A 20,310-nucleotide genomic window follows, 5' to 3' on the forward strand; every position below is an offset into this window, starting at 1 on the left:
ACGTTAGCACACGTGGATCTTGTAGGCCCGGTAAGCGCAGCGCCACCGGGCAAAGAAACTCACGCCTCAGGCAGTTCCGCCAGCGGCCAGCGCGGACGCACAGACACGCTCAGGTCAGCCGTTGCGCCGGCGTTCAGACGCACCATCCCGGCGTAGGCGATCATCGCCCCGTTATCGGTACAGAACTCCGGACGCGCATAGAACACTTCCCCGCGACGCTTTTGCATCATCTCAGCAAGCTTCGCGCGCAGCGTGCGGTTAGCGCTGACGCCACCGGCCATCACCAGGCGCTTAAAGCCGGTCTGATCCAGCGCGCGCTTGCACTTGATCATCAGCGTATCCACCACCGCGTCTTCGAACGCACGGGCGATATCGGCACGGGTCTGCTCACTGTCGTCATTATTGCGGATAGTATTGGCCGCGAAAGTTTTCAGGCCAGAGAAGCTGAAATCCAGCCCCGGACGGTCGGTCATCGGCCGCGGGAAGACAAAGCGCCCTTCCGTTCCCTGCGACGCCATTTTCGACAGCATCGGGCCACCCGGGTAATCCAGCCCCAGCAGCTTGGCGGTTTTATCGAAGGCTTCACCGGCAGCATCGTCGATCGACTCGCCCAGCAGCGCGTACTTGCCAATGCCCGTTACGCTAATCAGCTGGGTATGCCCACCGGAAACCAGCAGCGCCACAAACGGGAACTCTGGCGGATTGTCTTCCAGCATCGGCGCCAGAAGGTGCCCTTCCATATGGTGAACCGGAATGGCCGGAACATCCCACGCGAAGGCCAGCGAACGCCCTACCGTTGCGCCGACCAGCAGCGCGCCGACCAGGCCCGGCCCTGCGGTATAGGCCACGGCATCAATATCTTTTGCACTCAACCCGGCCTCTTTAAGCGCCGCCTGAATCAGGGGAACCGTTTTACGCACGTGGTCACGAGAGGCCAGTTCAGGCACGACGCCGCCGTAGTCAGCGTGCAATTTCACCTGACTATACAGCTGGTTGGCCAGAAGCCCTTTTTCGTCGTCGTAAATCGCGATGCCGGTTTCATCGCAGGATGTTTCAATACCCAGTACACGCATGACTTGTTTTACCTCTTTTCAATACCGCGCAGTGTAGAGCCTGGGCGGATTGTTGTAAAACTTTGTTCGCCCCAGGAAGAAGCCTCGTGTATACTCCTCACCCTTATTAAAGTCCCTTTCAAAATCGCATCGGTGCTTTACAAAGCAGCAGCATTTGCAGTAAAATTCCGCACCATTTTGAAATAAGCTGGCGTTGATGCCAGCGGCAAACCGAATTTATTAAAGGTGAGAGTTACATGCCGGTAATTAAAGTACGTGAAAACGAGCCGTTCGACGTAGCACTGCGTCGCTTCAAACGTTCATGCGAGAAAGCAGGTGTTCTGGCTGAAGTTCGTCGTCGTGAGTTTTATGAAAAACCAACGACCGAACGTAAGCGCGCTAAAGCTTCCGCTGTGAAACGTCACGCGAAGAAACTGGCTCGCGAAAACGCACGCCGTACTCGTCTGTACTAATCTGTTGAGGGCCACAGCCCTCAATTGACAGACAGAGTTGTAGTCGTAAGGCCGTGCTTCCGGAAGGAATGCGCGGCTTGTTTTCGTTTATAAGTCGCTTAAATTTTTGGGGCATATGGCCGGAAGAATCCCACGCGTTTTCATCAATGACCTGCTTGCCAGAACCGACATCGTCGATCTCATCGACGCGCGGGTGAAGCTAAAAAAGCAGGGCAAGAACTACCATGCGTGCTGTCCGTTCCATAACGAAAAAACCCCCTCTTTCACCGTAAACGGTGAAAAACAGTTCTACCATTGCTTCGGCTGTGGCGCACACGGTAATGCCGTCGATTTTTTGATGAACTACGACAAGCTCGAGTTCGTTGAAACCGTCGAAGAGCTGGCGGCGATGCATAACCTTGAAGTGCCGTATGAAGCAGGCAGTGGGCCAAGTCAGATCGAGCGCCATCAGCGGCAAACGCTGTACCAACTGATGGATGGCCTGAATTCGTTTTACCAACAGTCTCTTAAGCACTCTGCGGCTGAGCCTGCGCGTCAGTATCTGAACAAGCGCGGACTGAGTGACGATGTGATTGCGCGTTTCGCTATTGGTTACGCCCCGCCCGGCTGGGACAACGTGTTAAAGCGTTTTGGCGGCAATAGCGAAGATCGTAAATCCCTCATCGACGCAGGCATGCTGGTCACCAACGACCAGGGACGAAGCTACGACCGCTTCCGTGAACGGGTGATGTTCCCGATCCGCGACAAGCGTGGCCGGGTGATAGGTTTTGGTGGTCGCGTGCTGGGTGATGCCCTGCCGAAATACCTTAACTCCCCGGAAACCGATATTTTCCATAAGGGCCGCCAGCTTTACGGTCTTTATGAGGCACAGCAGGATAATGCGGAACCTCCGCGTCTTCTGGTCGTCGAAGGCTATATGGATGTTGTTGCGCTGGCGCAGTACGACATTAACTATGCCGTTGCGTCGCTGGGAACATCCACCACGGCGGACCATATCCAGCTGCTGTTCCGCGTCACCAACAACGTGATTTGCTGTTACGACGGTGACCGCGCAGGACGCGACGCCGCCTGGCGAGCGCTGGAAACCGCGTTGCCGTATATGACCGACGGGCGTCAGCTACGCTTTATGTTCCTGCCCGACGGTGAAGACCCGGATACGCTGGTGCGTAAAGAGGGCAAAGCGGCGTTTGAAGCGCGGATGGAGCAGGCTCAGCCGCTCTCCACGTTTCTGTTTAACAGCCTGATGCCGCAGGTTGATTTGAGTACCCCTGACGGGCGCGCGCAGCTCAGCACGCTGGCGCTGCCGTTAATCAGCCAGGTGCCCGGCGAAACGCTGCGCATCTATCTGCGTCAGGAGTTAGGCAACAAGCTCGGCATTCTGGATGACAGCCAGCTTGAACGTTTAATGCCGAAACAGGCTGAAAACGGCACGGTACGCCCCGCGCCTCAGCTAAAACGCACAACCATGCGTATACTGATAGGGTTGCTGGTGCAAAACCCCGAACTTGCTCCGCAAGTGCCGTCGCTGGCGGGTTTGAACCACGAAAAATTGCCCGGGCTTGGCTTATTTTCAGAATTGGTTAACACTTGTTTGTCTCAGCCAGGTCTGACCACCGGACAACTTTTAGAGCATTATCGCGGCACAAAAGAGGCCGCTACCCTTGAAAAACTGTCGATGTGGGACGATATAGCAGATAAGGATATCGCAGAAAAAACGTTCACCGACTCGCTCAACCATATGTTTGATTCGATGCTTGAGTTGCGCCAGGAAGAGTTGATAGCTCGCGAGCGCACCCATGGCCTGAGCAGCGAAGAACGCCGGGAGCTCTGGATGATTAACCAGGAACTGGCGAAGAAATAAAAAATTTAACGGCTTAAGTGCCGAATATCGATCGGGAAGCCCCCGGCAGCCGCACTGAGAGGCAGCGGCAAAAATATAAGTACGCCCTCGCTTTAAAGGTTGGCAGCCCATCGCCGACACCAATCAAACGAATTAAGTGTGGATACCGTCTTATGGAGCAAAACCCGCAGTCACAGCTGAAACTTCTTGTCCAACGCGGTAAGGAGCAAGGCTATCTGACCTATGCCGAGGTCAATGACCATCTGCCGGAAGATATCGTCGATTCAGATCAGATCGAAGATATCATCCAAATGATCAATGACATGGGCATTCAGGTGATGGAAGAAGCACCGGATGCCGATGATCTGTTGCTGGCTGAAACCTCCAACAACACTGACGAAGATGCGGAAGAAGCTGCTGCACAGGTCCTGTCCAGCGTGGAATCTGAAATCGGGCGTACCACTGACCCGGTCCGCATGTACATGCGCGAAATGGGTACCGTTGAACTGTTGACCCGCGAAGGCGAAATTGACATCGCAAAACGCATCGAAGACGGGATCAACCAGGTTCAGTGCTCTGTTGCCGAATACCCGGAAGCGATTACCTATCTGCTGGAGCAGTACGATCGCGTTGAAGCGGAAGAAGCGCGTCTGTCCGATCTGATCACTGGCTTTGTCGACCCGAACGCTGAAGAAGATATGGCGCCAACCGCCACTCACGTCGGTTCTGAGCTGTCTCAGGAAGAGATGGATGACGACGAAGACGAAGATGAAGAAGAAGAGGACGACAGCAGCGACGATGACAACAGCATCGACCCTGAACTGGCGCGTGAGAAGTTTGCCGAGCTGCGTACCCAGTACGAAGTGACGCGTGACACCATCAAAGCGAAAGGCCGCAGCCATGCCGCCGCTCAGGAAGAGATCCTGAAGCTGTCTGAAGTGTTCAAACAGTTCCGCCTGGTGCCAAAACAGTTCGACTACCTGGTGAACAGCATGCGCGTGATGATGGATCGCGTACGTACCCAGGAACGTATCATCATGAAGCTGTGCGTTGAACAGTGCAAAATGCCGAAGAAGAACTTCATTACCCTCTTCACCGGCAATGAAACCAGCGAAACCTGGTTCAACGCCGCTATCGCGATGAACAAGCCGTGGTCTGAAAAGCTGCACGACGTGAAAGAAGACGTACAGCGCGGCCTGCAAAAACTGCATCAGATTGAAGAAGAGACCGGCCTGACCATCGAGCAGGTGAAAGACATCAACCGTCGTATGTCCATCGGTGAAGCGAAAGCCCGCCGTGCGAAGAAAGAGATGGTTGAAGCGAACTTACGTCTGGTTATCTCTATCGCCAAGAAATACACCAACCGTGGCCTGCAATTCCTGGATCTGATTCAGGAAGGCAACATCGGTCTGATGAAAGCGGTAGATAAGTTTGAATACCGTCGTGGTTACAAGTTCTCCACCTATGCTACCTGGTGGATCCGTCAGGCGATCACCCGCTCTATCGCAGACCAGGCGCGCACCATCCGTATTCCGGTGCATATGATTGAGACCATCAACAAACTCAACCGTATCTCTCGCCAGATGTTGCAGGAGATGGGCCGCGAGCCGACGCCGGAAGAGCTGGCTGAACGCATGCTGATGCCGGAAGACAAGATCCGTAAAGTGCTGAAAATCGCTAAAGAGCCAATCTCCATGGAAACGCCAATCGGTGATGATGAAGATTCGCATCTGGGTGATTTCATCGAGGATACCACCCTCGAGCTGCCGCTGGACTCTGCCACCACCGAGAGCCTGCGTGCCGCTACGCACGACGTGCTGGCTGGCCTGACCGCCCGTGAAGCCAAAGTGCTGCGTATGCGTTTCGGTATCGACATGAACACCGACCACACGCTGGAAGAAGTGGGTAAACAGTTTGACGTTACCCGCGAACGTATCCGTCAGATCGAAGCGAAGGCGCTGCGTAAGCTGCGCCATCCGAGCCGCTCTGAAGTGCTGCGTAGCTTCCTGGACGATTAATCGGTCCTGAAATGAAAAAGCTCCCAATCGGGAGCTTTTTTTTTGTTTATTCCCTCTCCCTGTGGGAGAGGGTCAGGATGAGGGCATCAAGCCGCAGAGGAGCTAAAGCCCCCTCACCACCAGCGCCTCATCCAGTTCCCGATACGCCTCCACCAGCTTGTCCAGCGTCGCCCTGTTCAGCCCGCTCGGGTTTGGCAGCACCCACACCTGCGTTACGCCAATGGTAATGTTCTGCTTACCCCAGCTGGCGCCGCGCTGGCTGAACGCCTGCTCGTAGGCCTGCTTGCCGAGGATCGCCAGCGCCGCGGGCTGATAGTCTTCAATTTTCGCGATCAGCTCACGCCCGCCAGCGCGCAGCTCATGCAGATTCACTTCGCTTGCCTGTACCGTGGGTCGCTCGACCAGCATGGTGATGCCACAGCGCGTATCCAGCAGCTGCTGCTCTTCTTCCGGCTTAAGCTGTTTGTCGGTAAAACCGGCCTGGTGGATCACCTTCCAGAAGCGATTTCCCGGATGAGCAAAGTGAAAACCGGTGTGCGCCGATGACTTACCCGGATTGATACCGCAGAACACCACCCGCAGGCCAGGGGCCAGAATATCGTTGATCATCTCTACTCCTGTCTATGCATCTTAAGGTAAGTATAAAGGATTGATTATGCGTTGTTTATAAAAACAGCAGGCAGGTGTGAATGGCTGGATTGCTGAGGGGAGTTACTTTATAATTCACCGCCACGGCCCCTTAGCTCAGTGGTTAGAGCAGGCGACTCATAATCGCTTGGTCGCTGGTTCAAGTCCAGCAGGGGCCACCAAATTTTAGCTTTAGAATCATTCAGTTAAGCCACTCGATTGAGTGGCTTTTTTGTAAGTAATCCACCACACGTAGCCCGGCCTGTCGCTTCCCCTCACAAACCCTAAAAACTAAAGAAATCCCCCATCGCGCCGATCATCATCCGTGTGTATTATTTCCTGTAGCTTTTACAACAACTAACCTTAACTCAAATACTTAAGCGCCAGAGCGAAAGGCATCATGAGCACACCGATCAAACGGCTAGAAATCATTAAAAATGCCATTGAGCTGGAAGATGACGACATCATCCGGAGCCAGCTGAAACGTCTCAAAGAGGAAGCCTTTGACGATGATCTCCTGTCCATCGTCGCGGCGCTTGAGCAGAAAAACTACACCGCAGCCCTTCGCGCTATCACCGCCTGGCTGCAAAGCCAGCGCGCCGTTACCCCGTGGCGTGACCCACAGCTGGCGGCCAGCAAGCTGGAGCTGAAAGCCCTGGAAGAGCGTCTGCGCGATCTGATTGATCGCCGTAACGCCCGGGTACAGCAGCTAGATGAGTTCAACGATCTCTATTTCTCCCGCCTCGGGCCGTTGATGCAGCAGATCCTCGCCCTGCGTAAAACGCTGGCGGAGCTTAACCTGCGTCGTCAGCAGGCGGAGACGCGTCGTCGGGAAGAGGATTACCGCCGCTGCCAGGACTATATGGCGCAGGCCGTAGAGGTTCTGACAACGCTCACCCGGCGCTGGCGAGATCTGCCTGCGGATTCCGTTCAGGCGGCAGAGGCGCGCAAACATCTTCAGCAGCAAAGCAATCTGATTGCCAACCTGCTGGCCGAAGCAATGGAGCTGGAGACCGGTTTAACGCGTGAAGAAGAGCCGGCACGTCAGGCGCGCGATGAGGCCAACGAAGAGTACAAGAAGTATCGCGAACAGCATCATGATGCCGAAGTTCGCCTGCGTAAAGGCAAGGATCTCTCAGAAGAGGATCGGAACGAGCTGAAGCGGCTCTGGCGTCAGGCGAGCAAGCTATGCCACCCGGATCTGGTTGCCGATGATTTAAAAGAGGAAGCCAACAGGATGATGGTGCAACTCAACCAGGCCAAACAGCGCGGCGACGTGAAGGCCATTCGCTCGCTGGTCGTCCGTCTGCAACAAGGATTCGAACCGATGATGGCAAGCGACAGACTGAACGACCTGGAACGTATTCGTAAAAAGATGGCGCAGGTGCGTGAGCAAATCGACACCCTGGTGAACGAGCTGGCAGAGCTGGAGAAGGAAGAGTCCTGGCTGCTCGTCTCGTCGCTCAGCAATATGGAAGCCTACTTTGCCCAGCAGGAGAAAGCGCTGAAAGAGGTATGCGCCTCGCTCGAACATCAGGTGAGCGAAGCGCAGCTGGATCCCGCTGCCTGATTATTTGGCGTGCCAGTACGCGCTGGCACGCACCAGCTGCGGGTCAATTGCGTCGTTTTCAAACTGACGGCTCAGGCGTTTCACCACCTTCCCCTCCCCGGTCAGCCAGATAAAGTAATCCTCTTCCGGCACGGCCAGCGCGGCAAGATGGTCGGCCACCGCCTGCTCGTTGTGGCCGATAACCCAGGTGATGTTGAACCCGCTCAGGTGCGCCAGATAGTCCTCATACGCCGCATCGCCCACGGTGACAATGGCGTGGATCGCCGGGCGAACAGGCAGTTTTGCGATGCCTTCTAAACGGCGGCGCAGCGCGGGCATCCCCGACTCGTCGCACACGTACAGCTGCCAGGCGTAATCTTCCGGCACCACCAGCGAACCGCGCGGCCCGCCGATGGTCAGCTTGTCGCCCACCTTAGCCTCTACCGCCCAGTTGCTGGCAATGCCGCCATCATGAACGAAGAAATCGAGCGCCAGCTCATGTTTTTCGTCATCGTACAGCGGGGTATAGTCACGTGCCTGCGGACGCGCGCCGTCGCCCCAGTCGATGCCTTCATCGGTCACCACAGGCGGCACGAAAGTGGTGCCCGGTGCCGGGAAAAAGACTTTGGTATGGTCGTCAAAGCCGCGAGAGCTAAAGCCCTCCAGCGCCTCGCCGCCTAGCACAATGCGCTGAAATCCTGCGCTGACTCGCTCAGTGCGCAGCACGTTCAGCTCACGAAAACGCAGGTCATTGCGGACACGTTGAGGGTAACGGGTAGATGCCATGTTGATGCCCTTCTCAGGTGAATACGATATATCGGAATGAATTCTTAATGATAATGATTGCTATTAACTAAGAAATCAAGATTTTTTAGATTGCATCTGAATATATCTTAGATATAGTTTAGATATATCAAATTGAGGGAAAAACATGCGACACGAACACGACGGCGGCGGACGCCGGCCACGATTTTTTGGTCATGGCGATTTGCGGCTGGTGATCCTGGATATCCTGACCCGCAACGCGAGCCATGGTTACGAACTGATCAAAGAGATCGAAAACCTGACGCAGGGACATTACACGCCAAGCCCTGGCGTGATCTATCCGACGCTGGATTACTTGCAGGATCAGGCGCTTATCACCATTACCGAAGAAGAGAACGGCCGTAAGCGGATTGCGATTAACGCCGCCGGAGAACAGTGGCTGGATGACAACCGGGAACAGCTGGAGCAGATCCAGACGCGTATCAAGGCGCGCTCCGTCGGTTTCCAGCTGCGCAAAAACCCGCAGATGAAGCGGGCGCTGGATAACTTCAAAGCGGTACTGGATCTGAAGGTTAATCAGGGAGAGCTCAGCGACGCGCAGTTGAAACAGATTATCGGCGTGATTGACCGCGCGGCGCTGGAGATCTCCCAGCTGGATTAAGCCAGCACGCCGTCGCTCACGCGGAACACGCGGACCAGCTCTTTCAGGTGCATGGCCTGTTCGTTAAGGGATGCCGCCGCCGCAACGGACTCCTCCACCAGCGCGGAGTTCTGCTGGGTGGTGGCGTCTATCAGGCCAATCGCGCTGTTGATCTGCGAGATGCCTTCCGTCTGTTCGTGGCTGGCCTGGCGAATCTCACGCAGGATTACGTCCATCTCCTCTACGTTGCCGACCATGCCGTTGATAAGCCCGCTGGCCTTCTCCACAAGGTTCATGCCGTCCTGCGTCTGGCTTGTGGAGCTTTCAATCAGCTGGCGGATCTCACTCGCAGATGTTGCACTTTTCTGCGCGAGCTGGCGTACCTCGCCCGCCACCACCGCAAAGCCACGACCATGCTCACCCGCGCGCGCCGCTTCGACCGCCGCATTCAGCGCCAGAATATTAGTCTGGAAGGCAATGGCGTCGATCAGGTCGATAATGTCGGACATCCTGTTCGATGTTTCGTTAATCAGGCGCATCTTGCTGGTGACCTGCTTCATCATCTCGCCGTTGTTTTTGACCACGGCAGCCGCATCGGCAGACAGGTTCGTCGCTTCTCCGGTGTGGGACGCGGTGTTCTTCACCGTAGCGGTGATCTGCTCCATCGAGGCGGCCGTTTGTTCAACGGAACTGGCCTGCTCCTCCGTGCGGGCAGCCAGATCCTGGTTGCCCGCGACAATTTGCGCGGCGGCGCTGGAGATGTTTTCCGATCCGGTTTGCACCTGCTGCACAATCTCCAGCAGGCGCGTTTTCATCTCCATCAGTGCGGTGAGTAGCAGTCCGGTTTCATCTTTACCGTGCGAGGTAATGCTGCCGGTGAGATCGCCATCGGCAATGGCCTCCGCAAAATTCACCGCGTCGTTCAGCGGTCGGGTAATGGATCGCACAATGAACCAGCCAGTCAGGCTGGCTGCCGCGACGCTGAAAAGCGTAATCAGGACCAGCAGGAGACGATTGGTGCGGAAATCGCCTTCCACCTGCTCGCCCGCACTCTGCATTTCATGGTCCTGGATCGCAATCAGCGCCTGCACTTTCGCTTTGTAGGACTGTTGCAGATTCAGGGTGTTGGTCATCATTTCGTTTATCGCGCCCGCACGGTCGTTATTCTGCACGGCCTGCAAAATGCGGTAGCGCGAGTCAAGATATTGCTGGCGTACGCCGTGGATATCGGCCAGCACCTGTTGGGATTTTTTATCCTTGAGAGCGTTGTCCAGCTCGCTCAGGATTGCGGAGATGTGCTCGCTGATCGCCTTCAGACGCTGCTCTGATTGCGCCGTGTACGTTCCCTGTTCGTCCAGCAGCATGAGCTGCTGCGTGCTTATAAATTCCTGGAAGTTGTCGATTAACTGGTTCGCTTTTACCGTCGTTGGATAGTCGCTGGTAAGGATGGTTTGCATTCCATTGTTTGCCCGATTCAGGCTCATCAGAGACAAGCTTGCGCTGACGACCATCAGGACAATAAATAATCCAAACGCCAGAAATAATTTCGTGCCGATCTTTACGTCATGTATGAACATATTTACCCCATCGATGTGATTATTTCTCAGACGATCGCTGTTATCGACAGAAAACACGCTAACTTTATGACTTTGATCGTTTTTTTATTTTTCACTCTCAATGAATCTGGATCATAACAATTAAAAACCGGGCGCTTTTTTTAGTTACTTAATATTTCATTAACAACATAACTTATTCTGAAAAACAAAAAAGCCGTTTATCCCGGAGGAATAAACGGCTTTATCGAAGCATACATTTCTTAATGCAGCACGGTAACCGCATCTTCAAGGCGTCCGGCCCGGTGCTTAACCATCGCGGAAATCTGCGCGCTCTCTTCGACCAGGTCAGCATTTTTCTGCGTAATGCTGTCCAGCTCTGCCACGGCACGGGTCAGCTCTGTCAGGCCTGTCGCCTGCTCTGAGGTGGCGTGACTGATCTGCGCGATGAGCTGCGTGACGTTTTTCACCTGCTCGACAATATCATCCATGGTACGTCCCGCGGCGTGGACCTGCTCGGCGCCCGACTGCACTTTGCTGGCGCTGGCGTCGATCAGCTTGCGAATATCGTTAGCCGCGTTCGCGCTGCGGCTGGCAAGATGACGCACTTCGCCCGCCACCACCGCAAAACCTTTCCCCTGCTCGCCCGCGCGTGCCGCCTCAACCGCGGCGTTCAGCGCCAGAATATTGGTCTGGAAGGCGATGTCATTGATAAGCGAGGTAATAGAGCCAATGCGCTGGGTACTGTCGGCAATGTCATCCATGGTTTTCACCACGGTCTGCATCACGGTGCCCCCCTGCGTGGCCGCGCTGCTGGCGGCCATCGATAGCTTGTCGACTTCGGCTGCGGTCTCAGAGTTACTCTGCACCGACGCCGCCATCTGGTTCATTGTTGCCACGGTCTGCTGCACGTTAGCCACGGTCTGGCGCGTGCGGTCGTTGAGATCTTCATTGCCCTGCGCCAGCCTGTCGCTGCCGTCGCGCACGCTCACCACCTGGCTGGAGACGTCGTTGATCAGCCAGCGGCACATCAGCCCCAGCTGTCCGACGGCCCGCAGCGTTAGCCCCAGTTCATCGCTGCGGTTAAGATGCTGCACGCTGTTACGCTCTCCGGTAGCGACCCTGAGCGCCTGCCGTGCGACGTTTTCCACCGGGCGGACAATCTGTTGCTCAAACACCAGGGTGCCAAGCAGCATCACCACGGCTGCCGCCACCAACGAAGCCCAGCCCGCGGCACTGGCAACCAGCGTTGCGGCCATCACCGCGAAAAGTACCGCCATTACGCTACGCACGCGCCAGCGCAGCGGCATCGCCGGTAATTTGCCGAGCCAGCCTTTGCGCACCACCAGCCCTTTATGAATGCGTTTTTTGCAGCGTCCTTCGTTGAGCGCCTTATAAAGCGGCTCCACCGCGGCGACCTCGTCCTCGGTGGCGCGGGTACGAATGGACATATAGCCCGTCATCTGGCCGTTACGCACCATTGGTACCGCATTGGCGCGTACCCAATAGTGATCGCCATTTTTACGTCGGTTTTTGACAATCCCGCTCCAGGGTTCGCCCTTTTGCAGCGTGTACCACATGTCGGCAAAAGCCGCTTTCGGCATATCCGGATGACGCACAATGTTGTGCGGTTGCCCGAGCAGCTCCTGGAGCGTAAAGCCGCTCACTTGCACAAAGGTGTCGTTAGTGTGGGTCATGTAGCTGTGGAGGTCGGTGGTCGACATAAGCGTGGTGTCATCGTCCAGCGGATATTCATTCTGGGTGACATAGTCAGGAGAGGACATAGTGAGCATCCCTTGCAGGTTATTTGAATGTTAATTTTGTGGCTTATGTTTTTTCGGCGATAAAAAATTTATCTTTAGTTGTTAAATATGATTGAGATCGCAAATCTCGGTTAAACCGCACTTTACGTACGTTTTTCTAATTAATTGATTTAAAATACTTTCGGCATGAAACTACCTACAAAGCATGATACCCCGGTGCACACTTAAGGCGCATTCCCTGCCCTGGAGCAGTGCAATTGACGACACCCCATCCCCGGCTCGTTATCCCTTATCCCGTGCGGCGCGCGATGGCATGATTAAATATTGTGCAACTTTGATTTCACCTGGCGTTTATCCCGATTTTTGTTAAGGCATCTGAGGTGGCGTAATCCCTGCAATACTTAACTCAGTATCATGTGATACGCGATCCCCGGGAGCATATTTTGAACAGGTTACCTTCCAGCGCCTCGGCTCTTGCCTGTACCGCGCACGCACTGAATCTCATTGAGAAGCGAACGCTTGATCATGAGGAGATGAAACAACTTAACCTTGAGGTCATTGATTACTTTAAGGAGCATGTGAATCCAGGTTTTCTGGAGTATCGCAAATCTGTTACCGCCGGCGGGGATTACGGAGCCGTAGAGTGGCAAGCGGGCAGTCTGAATACGCTTGTCGACACCCAGGGACAGGAGTTTATCGATTGCCTGGGTGGTTTTGGTATTTTCAACGTGGGGCACCGTAATCCAGTTGTGGTTTCCGCCGTACAGAATCAACTTGCGAAACAACCTCTCCATAGCCAGGAACTGCTCGATCCGCTTCGCGCCATGCTCGCGAAAACGCTGGCAGCCTTAACGCCCGGTAAGCTGAAATACAGCTTCTTCAGCAACAGCGGCACCGAATCGGTCGAAGCGGCGATTAAACTCGCCAAAGCGTACCAGTCGCCGCGCGGGAAATTTACCTTTATCGCCACCAGCGGCGCGTTCCACGGGAAATCCCTGGGCGCTCTGTCGGCGACCGCTAAATCTACCTTCCGCAAGCCGTTTATGCCGCTGCTGCCGGGCTTCCGCCACGTGCCGTTTGGCGACATCAACGCCATGCGCATCGTGCTGAGTGAATGCCGTAAAACCGGCGACGACGTGGCGGCGGTGATCCTGGAGCCGATTCAGGGTGAAGGCGGCGTGATCCTCCCGCCGCAGGGCTATCTGCCCGCCGTGCGTCAGCTGTGCGATGAGTTTGGCGCGCTGCTGATCTTCGACGAAGTGCAGACCGGGATGGGGCGCACCGGCAAGATGTTCGCCTGCGAGCACGAGAACGTTCAGCCGGACATTCTGTGCCTGGCGAAAGCGCTCGGTGGCGGCGTGATGCCGATTGGCGCAACGGTCGCCACTGAGGAGGTCTTCTCGGTGCTGTTCGATAACCCGTTCTTACATACCACCACCTTTGGCGGTAACCCGCTGGCCTGTGCGGCGGCGCTGGCCACCATCAACGTGCTGCTGGAGCAAAACCTGCCCGCGCAAGCGGAGCAGAAAGGCGACATGCTGCTGGACGGCTTCCGTCAGTTGGGCCGGGAATATCCGGATCTGGTACAGGATGCGCGCGGGAAAGGGATGCTGATGGCGATTGAGTTCGTTGATAACGAAACCGGTTATAGCTTCGCAAGCGAGATGTTCCGCCAGCGGGTACTGGTGGCGGGAACGCTTAACAACTCGAAAACCATCCGCATTGAGCCACCGTTGACGCTTACCATTGAGCAGTGTGAGCAAGTGCTGAAGGCGGCGCGTAAAGCGCTGGCGGCATTACGTATTGCCGTAACATCCGCCTGAGCATTTATTTTTCCTGCCCTTTTAGCAGTATCAGGGCGATATGCAAAGAAATCCCTGGGATACGCCAGGGATTTCTTTATGCAGTCAGACTGAGGAATAATGTGCATAAGTGCAAACACGGTTCATCATATAAATTTAAAATATTTCTTTATGTAATATCAGATTGTAAAAGCAGCCGGATAATAACACCACCGCATTCCCAACGCATGTCCGAATAATGACCGTCGTAACGTCTTGCATTATTAACAAAACCACGATGACATTCATCGCAGACATTAATAAAACCGATCAGCGAATAGAAATGCGGTTCTGACGGCGTGCAATATCATTCAAACAAATAAATTATGAGTTAATTTTATATTTAGTAAAACTAATAAAACATCAACCCATTATCACATTGATATAATATTATTTAATCCGTAGAATCCCCTCATTCATCAGCGCAGTGGCGGATGATATAAAACCAGTAACAACGCCCTGGGTAAAAATAATATATTAATCTAAAAACATATCCTATACCACTGCCTCGAAAAAAGATTCACATGACATTGTGAATATATTATTTCAATTGACAGCATGATGTTTATCTAAAAAGGATTTGTATGAAAAAGCAAGTTATAGCAATGGCTGTTGCCGGCGCGCTGGCTGGTGGCATGGCAATTAATGCGCAGGCCGATACCGTTACCGTTTCCGGCGGGACCGTCAACTTTGTCGGCCAGGTGGTAAACGCCGCCTGTTCCGTCGCGGCTGACTCCGTAGACCAGACCGTTACCCTGAGCCAGGTGCGTACCGTCAAGCTGACAACGGTCGGCATGCAGGCCAACCAGAAAGAAGATTTTAAAATCGTTCTGGAAGATTGCGACGCCACCGTTAGCCAGAATGCCGCCGTGATCTTTAACGGCCAGCAGGACCCTGCTGTAGAAGGCAGCCTGGCGAACACCGCTGGCGCAGGCTCGGCCAAAAACGTTGCGCTGCAACTGTTCGGGCCGGACGGCCAGGCGCTGAACATTGGCGATACCTCCTCCAACGTTAAGCTGATCAACGGCGAAAACATCATCCCGCTGAGCGTGGATTACGTGGCCACAGGCGCGGCCGAGCCGGGCAACGTCTCCTCCGTCGCAACGTTCCAGATGGTTTATTCCTGATTCGTTAGCCGATCTCGCTTCTTCGCCTGCGGGCGGAGAAGCGTTGTCCGGCAAGCGTTAGAGAGTTCGCAATGCAGCAATCCATAAATCGGGCGCTGCTGATAGCCGGCACTGCGCTTTTTGCCGTATTGCCAGCCGCGGCAAAGGACGATGGAAGCGTGACCCTTCAGGGTCAGGTCGTCAATGCGGCCTGTTCCGTCAGCATGGATTCCCAGGATCAAATCGTGCATATGGGACAGGTACGCAATAGCCAGTTCATCGCCGCCGGTGACTGGGCCAAACCGGTACCCTTCTTCATCACGCTGGAAGCATGCGACACCAGCGTAAGCCAGCGCGCCGGGGTGCTGTTTAGCGGCGAGTCTGACGGCAACGATCCCCAGGTTTTTCGCGCGGGCTATGGGCCTGGCGCCGCCACCGGGATTGGTATCGGTCTATTCGATGCGATGGGGAACCTGGTAAAGCCAGACACCGCGCCCCCCTGGTACAGACCTTTGCAGGACGGTGAAAACCGGCTGAGCTATATCGCCAGGTATCGCGCCACCGAAGATAGCGTCAACGCTGGTACCGCGAACGCGCAGGTCTGGTTCATCGTTTTTTACCAATAACTGACTCACAGGCAAGAAGCCTGACACATGAGAAACTGAGGGAACAATGCGTATCATTACATCACGCTGTAAACTGACTCGTCTGATAGCTGGCGCGCTAACGGCTCTGTTCGCGATGGGGATGGCCGGTTCTGCCAGCGCAGGCGGTATCGCGCTCGGGGGAACCCGGGTGATTTATCCCCAGGGTGATAAGCAGGCTTCATTAGCCATTATTAACTCTTCAACGAATACCACTTTTTTAATTCAGAGCTGGGTGTCCAACGCCGAAGGGGCAAAATCAGCGGATTTTGTCATTACGCCGCCGCTGTTCGTTATCCATCCTAAAAAAGAGAATACCCTGCGTATTATGTACGTGGGCCCCGATCTGCCTGTCGATCGTGAAAGCGTTTTTTATCTGAACAGCAAAGCCATTCCTTCCGTCGAGAAAAATAAGCTTTCCGGTAATACGCTACAAATTGCCACCCAGAGCGTTATTAAACTTTTTATCCGGCCGAAAAAATTGCCGTCGCTCTCTATTGATGCGCCCAAAACATTAACCTGCTCAGTCACCAATGGAAAAGTCACTATTACCAATCCATCGCCTTATTACGTTTCGTTGGTTCAGTTTTTCGTCGGCAACACGCAACTGGCAAATAACATGGTAGCGCCCAAAAATAACCTGGTGGTGGAGATCCCCGGTGGCGGCACTGGCAGCGTGAGGTTTCAGACCGTTAATGACTTTGGTGCCAACACGCCCGTTCAGTCATGCGCGAAATAAGTCGTATACGGCGTTACGTATGACGTTTTGTCATTAAAAGCCTCGCAGGTAAGGGAAGACATGAAGCGTGTTCAGCCACGAAGATTTAACGCGCTCGTCAGAGCGTCGCTAACGCCGCTGGCGTTGACGATTGCGGGACTCCTTTCGTCCATCACCGTGCGCGCGGAGTATTTTTTTAACCCGGCATTTTTGTCGAGCGATCCTTCCGCCGTGGCGGATCTCTCCCGTTTTTCAACAAATGGCCAGGCGCCGGGCGTCTATCGCGTGGATCTCTGGCTGAATGGAACATTTGTCACCACCCGCGATATCAACTTTATCGCCAGAACCGTAACGGACGGAGCCGTACAGGGCGACGACACGGGGCTAATGGCCTGCCTGACGCCCAAAGCGTATGAAAACCTGGGCGTCAACGTTCAGGCATTCCCGGCGCTGGCCGCCGCGAAAGCCGACAGCTGCGTGGACATTGCCGCCATTATTCCGGCCGCTGCCACTCTCTTTAATTTCGAACAGCAGCGTCTGGAAATCAGCATTCCGCAGGCCGCATTACGCAACAACGCGCGCGGCTATATCCCGCCAGAGCAGTGGGATGAAGGTATTAACGCTCTGCTGCTGAACTATAACTTTAGCGGCTCATACAGCCGCGATCGCAGCGAAAACGGCACAACCCACAAAAGCTATTTCCTCGGCCTGAACAGCGGGGTGAATCTTGGTGCGTGGCGTCTGCGGGACTACTCGACGTGGAACTACTATAACAGCGACGAGAACCGCCATAGCGAATGGGAACATATCAACACCTATCTTGAGCGGACGGTGATTCCGCTAAAGGGCAGACTGACGGTGGGCGATAGCTATACCTCGTCGGAAATTTTCGACAGCCTTCCCTTTCGCGGCGCGCAGATCGCCTCGGACGACAACATGCTGCCAGACAGCATGAAAGGCTTTGCGCCCACCATTCGCGGGATTGCCAAAAGCAACGCGCAGGTCACCATCAAGCAGAACGGCTATAGTCTTTACCAGAGCTACGTTCCGCCCGGCGCCTTCGCCATTAACGATCTCTTCCCAACCTCCTCCAGCGGCGACCTCACGGTGGAAGTGAAGGAGACGGACGGCAGTATCTCCCGCTATTCCGTTCCTTACTCCGCCGTACCGCTCCTCCAGCGCGAAGGGCGGGTGAAGTATGCCCTGACGGCGGCACAGTACCGCAGCAATAACGGTCAGCAGGACGAGGTGAATTTTGCCCAGGGCACGCTGATTTGGGGGCTACCGCAGGGCGTAACCGTCTATGGCGGCTCACAGCTTTCCGGCGATTATCACGCGCTGGCTCTTGGCGCTGGCCTCAATATGGGCAACTTTGGCGCCGTCTCTCTCGACGTTACCCACGCGCGCAGTACGCTGGCCGACGACACCAGCCATACGGGGCAGTCTCTTCGTTTCCTGTATGCCAAATCCCTCAACAAGATGGGTACGAACTTCCAGCTGCTGGGCTACCGCTACTCCACGTCCGGGTTCTATAACCTGGATGAGACAACCTACACACATATGCAGGGCTATACGGGCGATGCGGAGCAGGATGACGCGAATGAGGCCACGAACTGGCTGGACTACTACAACCTCAACTGGACTAAACGCGGCAAGCTTCAATTCAATATTTCGCAGCAGCTAGGCAGGCTCGGCTCGCTGTTCGTGACCGGAAGCCAGCAGAGCTACTGGCACACGGACGACAAAAACACGCTCGTCCAGGTGGGATACAGCGGTACCTGGGCCGGGATCTCATACAGCCTGACCTACAACTACAACAAATCGCCGGGCATGTCGGATAGCGATGAGATTTATGCGATTAACCTTTCCTTCCCGCTTAGCCAGTGGCTTTCACCTGCCAATGACGTCAGCCAGAAGCGGAACTACGCCTATGCCACCTACGGCATGAGCGCCAATAAACATGGAGAAACATCTCAGAACGCGGGGATTAACGGCACGCTGCTGGCGGAGAACAACCTTAACTACAGCGTGCAGGAAGGTTATGCCCGCCAGGGGGCTGGCTCGCAAGGTTCCGCCAGTCTGGAATACGATGCCGCCTACGGCAACGCCAGCCTGGGCTACAACTACAGCGATAACGGCGATTATCGGGAAGTAACCTACGGCCTGAGCGGAGGCGTGGTAGCCCACCGCAACGGCATCACCTTAAGCCAGCCACTGGGTGATACCAACGTGCTGATTGCCGTACCGGGCGCAGCGGACGTCAGCGTCGAGAATGAACCCGGTATCCATACCGACGGACGCGGCTATGCGGTGGTGCCTTACGCCTCGGCCTACCATCTGAACAGGATGGCGCTGGACATTAACTCCCTCTCAGACGCCATGGATATCGATGATGCCGTCACCAGCGTGGTGCCGACCCACGGCGCCATCGTGCGCGCCACGTTTAACGCCCGTCTGGGCGCACGCGCGCTGGTAACGCTGCGCTACCACGGCAAGCCGGTGCCGTTTGGCGCCATGGTTTCCCGCGACGATAACGGCAGCGACACCATCGTAGGCGAAGAAGGCGAAACCTACCTCTCCGGCCTGAGCCAAAAGGGAGTGTTGAAGGCGCAATGGGGAGAAGGGGCGGATAAGCGCTGTACGGCCAACTACCACTTACCTGAAAGCAAACAGCCGCTGCTGCGGATCATCATGGAGTGTTCATAAATGAAATTAAGGATGATGCTTCTCTCTGCCGCTGGGCTACTTTTTTCGCTGAGCAGCCTGGCCGCAACGTGCAAAAACGCTAACGGCGGAATTTCCATGGTGAATTACGATCTGACCACCACGCTCACCACGGATCAAAACATCAAGGGCAACGGTACAGAGCTGAACCGAACCCAGGATATCCACGTCAACGCCACCTGTCCCCCAGGCAACTGGGAGAAGCGCACCTATCGTACCTATATCTCACCTTTCCCCGTGGTCAAAACGGAAGGCGAGTGGAAATATTTACAGCTTGATCCGGATTATATTATCGGTGCGATGAAAATCCATGATGCCACCATCGGCGATTTTTATCCGCCGGTGGAGTATGTCCACATGGGGGGGCACGAAGAGGTGGATACGGGCGGCGTCTTCCCGGTGAACGACAGCAATCTGACCTTCAAAATACAGATTGTCAGGCCGTTCATCGGCTCGGTCGTGATCCCGCCGAAACTGATGTTTAACGTCTATGTCACCACGACGGAAAATGACCGGCCCACCGTAATCGTTTATCAGATCACCTACAGCGGCGTAATAACCGTCCCGCAAAACTGCGTGATTAACGCCGGGCAAACCGTCACCGTCGATTTTGGGGCACTCTACCACGGCGATTTCACCCAGGCCGGACAGCGACCCGACAGCGTAGCGCCAAAAACCTTTACCGTGCCGATCGAATGCAACGCTGATGTCAACTCACCGGCGCAGCTCACCCTACGGGTACAGGGGACGGCAGACGCTCGTTTCGCCAACGCGCTGGCGACGGATAACCCGGACGTGGCCGTCGTCGTGACCAGCCCGCAGGGCGAGATCCTGCGGCCAAACGTGTTCTCAAGCAGCGTCCCCTTTACCACGGATATGTCAGGACGCGCGGACGTGACGCTGCAAGCCTACCCCATCAGCACCACCGGGCAGTCGCCAGAGCTGGGCGTCTTCAGGGCGCTGGCGCTGTTACGCATTGATTTCGCCTGAGGAAGCG

General features: G+C 55.2%; 16 protein-coding genes and 1 tRNA gene. 12 read left to right on the forward strand and 5 right to left on the reverse strand.

Features of this window, described 5'->3' with window-relative positions:
* Window positions 1-59: 59 nt before the first annotated feature.
* A complete protein-coding gene (gene tsaD / locus SK50_RS21360; protein ID WP_015571911.1) occupies window positions 60-1,073 on the reverse strand; it encodes a tRNA (adenosine(37)-N6)-threonylcarbamoyltransferase complex transferase subunit TsaD in 1,014 nt (337 codons plus the stop codon).
* A gap of 236 nt (window positions 1,074-1,309) precedes the next feature.
* Here tsaD and rpsU point away from each other — a divergent pair, with 236 nt between their 5' ends.
* The 3 genes from rpsU to rpoD all read left to right on the forward strand — a co-directional run bounded on the left by rpsU (window position 1,310) and on the right by rpoD (window position 5,383).
* Window positions 1,310-1,525 (forward strand): 30S ribosomal protein S21, encoded by a 216-nt coding sequence (gene rpsU, locus SK50_RS21365; RefSeq protein ID WP_001144069.1) that lies wholly within the window; start codon window positions 1,310-1,312, stop codon window positions 1,523-1,525.
* A 115-nt stretch (window positions 1,526-1,640) separates the two neighbouring features.
* A complete protein-coding gene (gene dnaG, locus SK50_RS21370) occupies window positions 1,641-3,386 on the forward strand; it encodes a DNA primase (protein ID WP_003862574.1) in 1,746 nt (581 codons plus the stop codon).
* Between the two features lie 152 nt (window positions 3,387-3,538).
* A complete protein-coding gene (rpoD, locus tag SK50_RS21375) occupies window positions 3,539-5,383 on the forward strand; it encodes an RNA polymerase sigma factor RpoD (RefSeq protein WP_015571912.1) in 1,845 nt (614 codons plus the stop codon).
* A 102-nt stretch (window positions 5,384-5,485) separates the two neighbouring features.
* Here rpoD and mug read toward each other — a convergent pair whose 3' ends face one another.
* The gene (gene mug, locus SK50_RS21380) at window positions 5,486-5,992 is read right to left on the reverse strand and encodes a G/U mismatch-specific DNA glycosylase (protein ID WP_017384024.1); all 507 of its coding nucleotides are present in this window, start codon (window positions 5,990-5,992) and stop codon (window positions 5,486-5,488) included.
* Window positions 5,993-6,116: 124 nt separating this feature from the next.
* Between mug and SK50_RS21385 the strand changes: the two genes are divergently transcribed.
* Together SK50_RS21385 and SK50_RS21390 are read left to right on the forward strand one after the other, a co-directional pair.
* Window positions 6,117-6,192, forward strand: a tRNA-Ile gene (locus SK50_RS21385).
* A gap of 218 nt (window positions 6,193-6,410) precedes the next feature.
* Complete coding sequence (locus SK50_RS21390) at window positions 6,411-7,580, forward strand: coiled-coil domain-containing protein (RefSeq protein ID WP_045344020.1); 1,170 nt, start codon at window positions 6,411-6,413, stop codon at window positions 7,578-7,580.
* On the opposite strand, the gene SK50_RS21395 is transcribed toward SK50_RS21390, so the two are convergent.
* On the reverse strand, window positions 7,581-8,345 hold the full coding sequence (locus tag SK50_RS21395; protein WP_015571916.1) for a siderophore-interacting protein: 765 nt from the start codon (window positions 8,343-8,345) through the stop codon (window positions 7,581-7,583).
* A gap of 145 nt (window positions 8,346-8,490) precedes the next feature.
* On the opposite strand from SK50_RS21395, the gene SK50_RS21400 reads away from it, so the two are divergent.
* Window positions 8,491-8,985: a PadR family transcriptional regulator gene (locus SK50_RS21400; RefSeq protein WP_015571917.1), complete on the forward strand. Its 495-nt coding sequence runs from the start codon at window positions 8,491-8,493 to the stop codon at window positions 8,983-8,985.
* On the opposite strand, the gene SK50_RS21405 is transcribed toward SK50_RS21400, so the two are convergent.
* Both SK50_RS21405 and SK50_RS21410 read right to left on the reverse strand, forming a co-directional pair.
* Window positions 8,982-10,541, reverse strand: coding sequence for a methyl-accepting chemotaxis protein (locus SK50_RS21405; protein ID WP_045141804.1), 1,560 nt, complete (start codon window positions 10,539-10,541; stop codon window positions 8,982-8,984). The two genes, SK50_RS21400 and SK50_RS21405, sit on opposite strands and share 4 nt — an antisense overlap.
* Before the next feature lie 239 nt (window positions 10,542-10,780).
* Entirely contained in the window at window positions 10,781-12,301 is a 1,521-nt protein-coding gene (locus tag SK50_RS21410) for a methyl-accepting chemotaxis protein (RefSeq protein ID WP_032669131.1), read from the reverse strand.
* Window positions 12,302-12,723: 422 nt separating this feature from the next.
* On the opposite strand from SK50_RS21410, the gene ygjG reads away from it, so the two are divergent.
* The 6 genes from ygjG (at window position 12,724) to SK50_RS21440 (ending at window position 20,303) form a co-directional block, all read left to right on the forward strand.
* The gene (gene ygjG, locus SK50_RS21415; RefSeq protein WP_048229914.1) at window positions 12,724-14,103 is read left to right on the forward strand and encodes a putrescine aminotransferase; all 1,380 of its coding nucleotides are present in this window, start codon (window positions 12,724-12,726) and stop codon (window positions 14,101-14,103) included.
* 602 nt (window positions 14,104-14,705) lie between these two features.
* Entirely contained in the window at window positions 14,706-15,248 is a 543-nt protein-coding gene (locus tag SK50_RS21420; protein ID WP_017382405.1) for a fimbrial protein BcfA, read from the forward strand.
* 71 nt (window positions 15,249-15,319) lie between these two features.
* Window positions 15,320-15,853 (forward strand): fimbrial protein, encoded by a 534-nt coding sequence (locus tag SK50_RS21425; protein WP_048229916.1) that lies wholly within the window; start codon window positions 15,320-15,322, stop codon window positions 15,851-15,853.
* 46 nt (window positions 15,854-15,899) lie between these two features.
* Window positions 15,900-16,610 carry a fimbria/pilus periplasmic chaperone gene (locus tag SK50_RS21430; RefSeq protein WP_017382407.1) on the forward strand — a complete coding sequence of 237 codons (711 nt, stop codon included), beginning with the start codon at window positions 15,900-15,902 and terminating at the stop codon, window positions 16,608-16,610.
* 60 nt (window positions 16,611-16,670) lie between these two features.
* On the forward strand, window positions 16,671-19,295 hold the full coding sequence (locus SK50_RS21435; RefSeq protein WP_045344023.1) for a fimbrial biogenesis usher protein: 2,625 nt from the start codon (window positions 16,671-16,673) through the stop codon (window positions 19,293-19,295).
* Complete coding sequence (locus SK50_RS21440) at window positions 19,296-20,303, forward strand: fimbrial protein (protein WP_023295472.1); 1,008 nt, start codon at window positions 19,296-19,298, stop codon at window positions 20,301-20,303.
* Window positions 20,304-20,310: the final 7 nt, after the last annotated feature.

Origin of the sequence: Enterobacter sp. BWH64 (assembly GCF_001037645.1) — a bacterium.
GTDB classification, from domain to species: domain Bacteria; phylum Pseudomonadota; class Gammaproteobacteria; order Enterobacterales; family Enterobacteriaceae; genus Enterobacter; species Enterobacter hormaechei_C.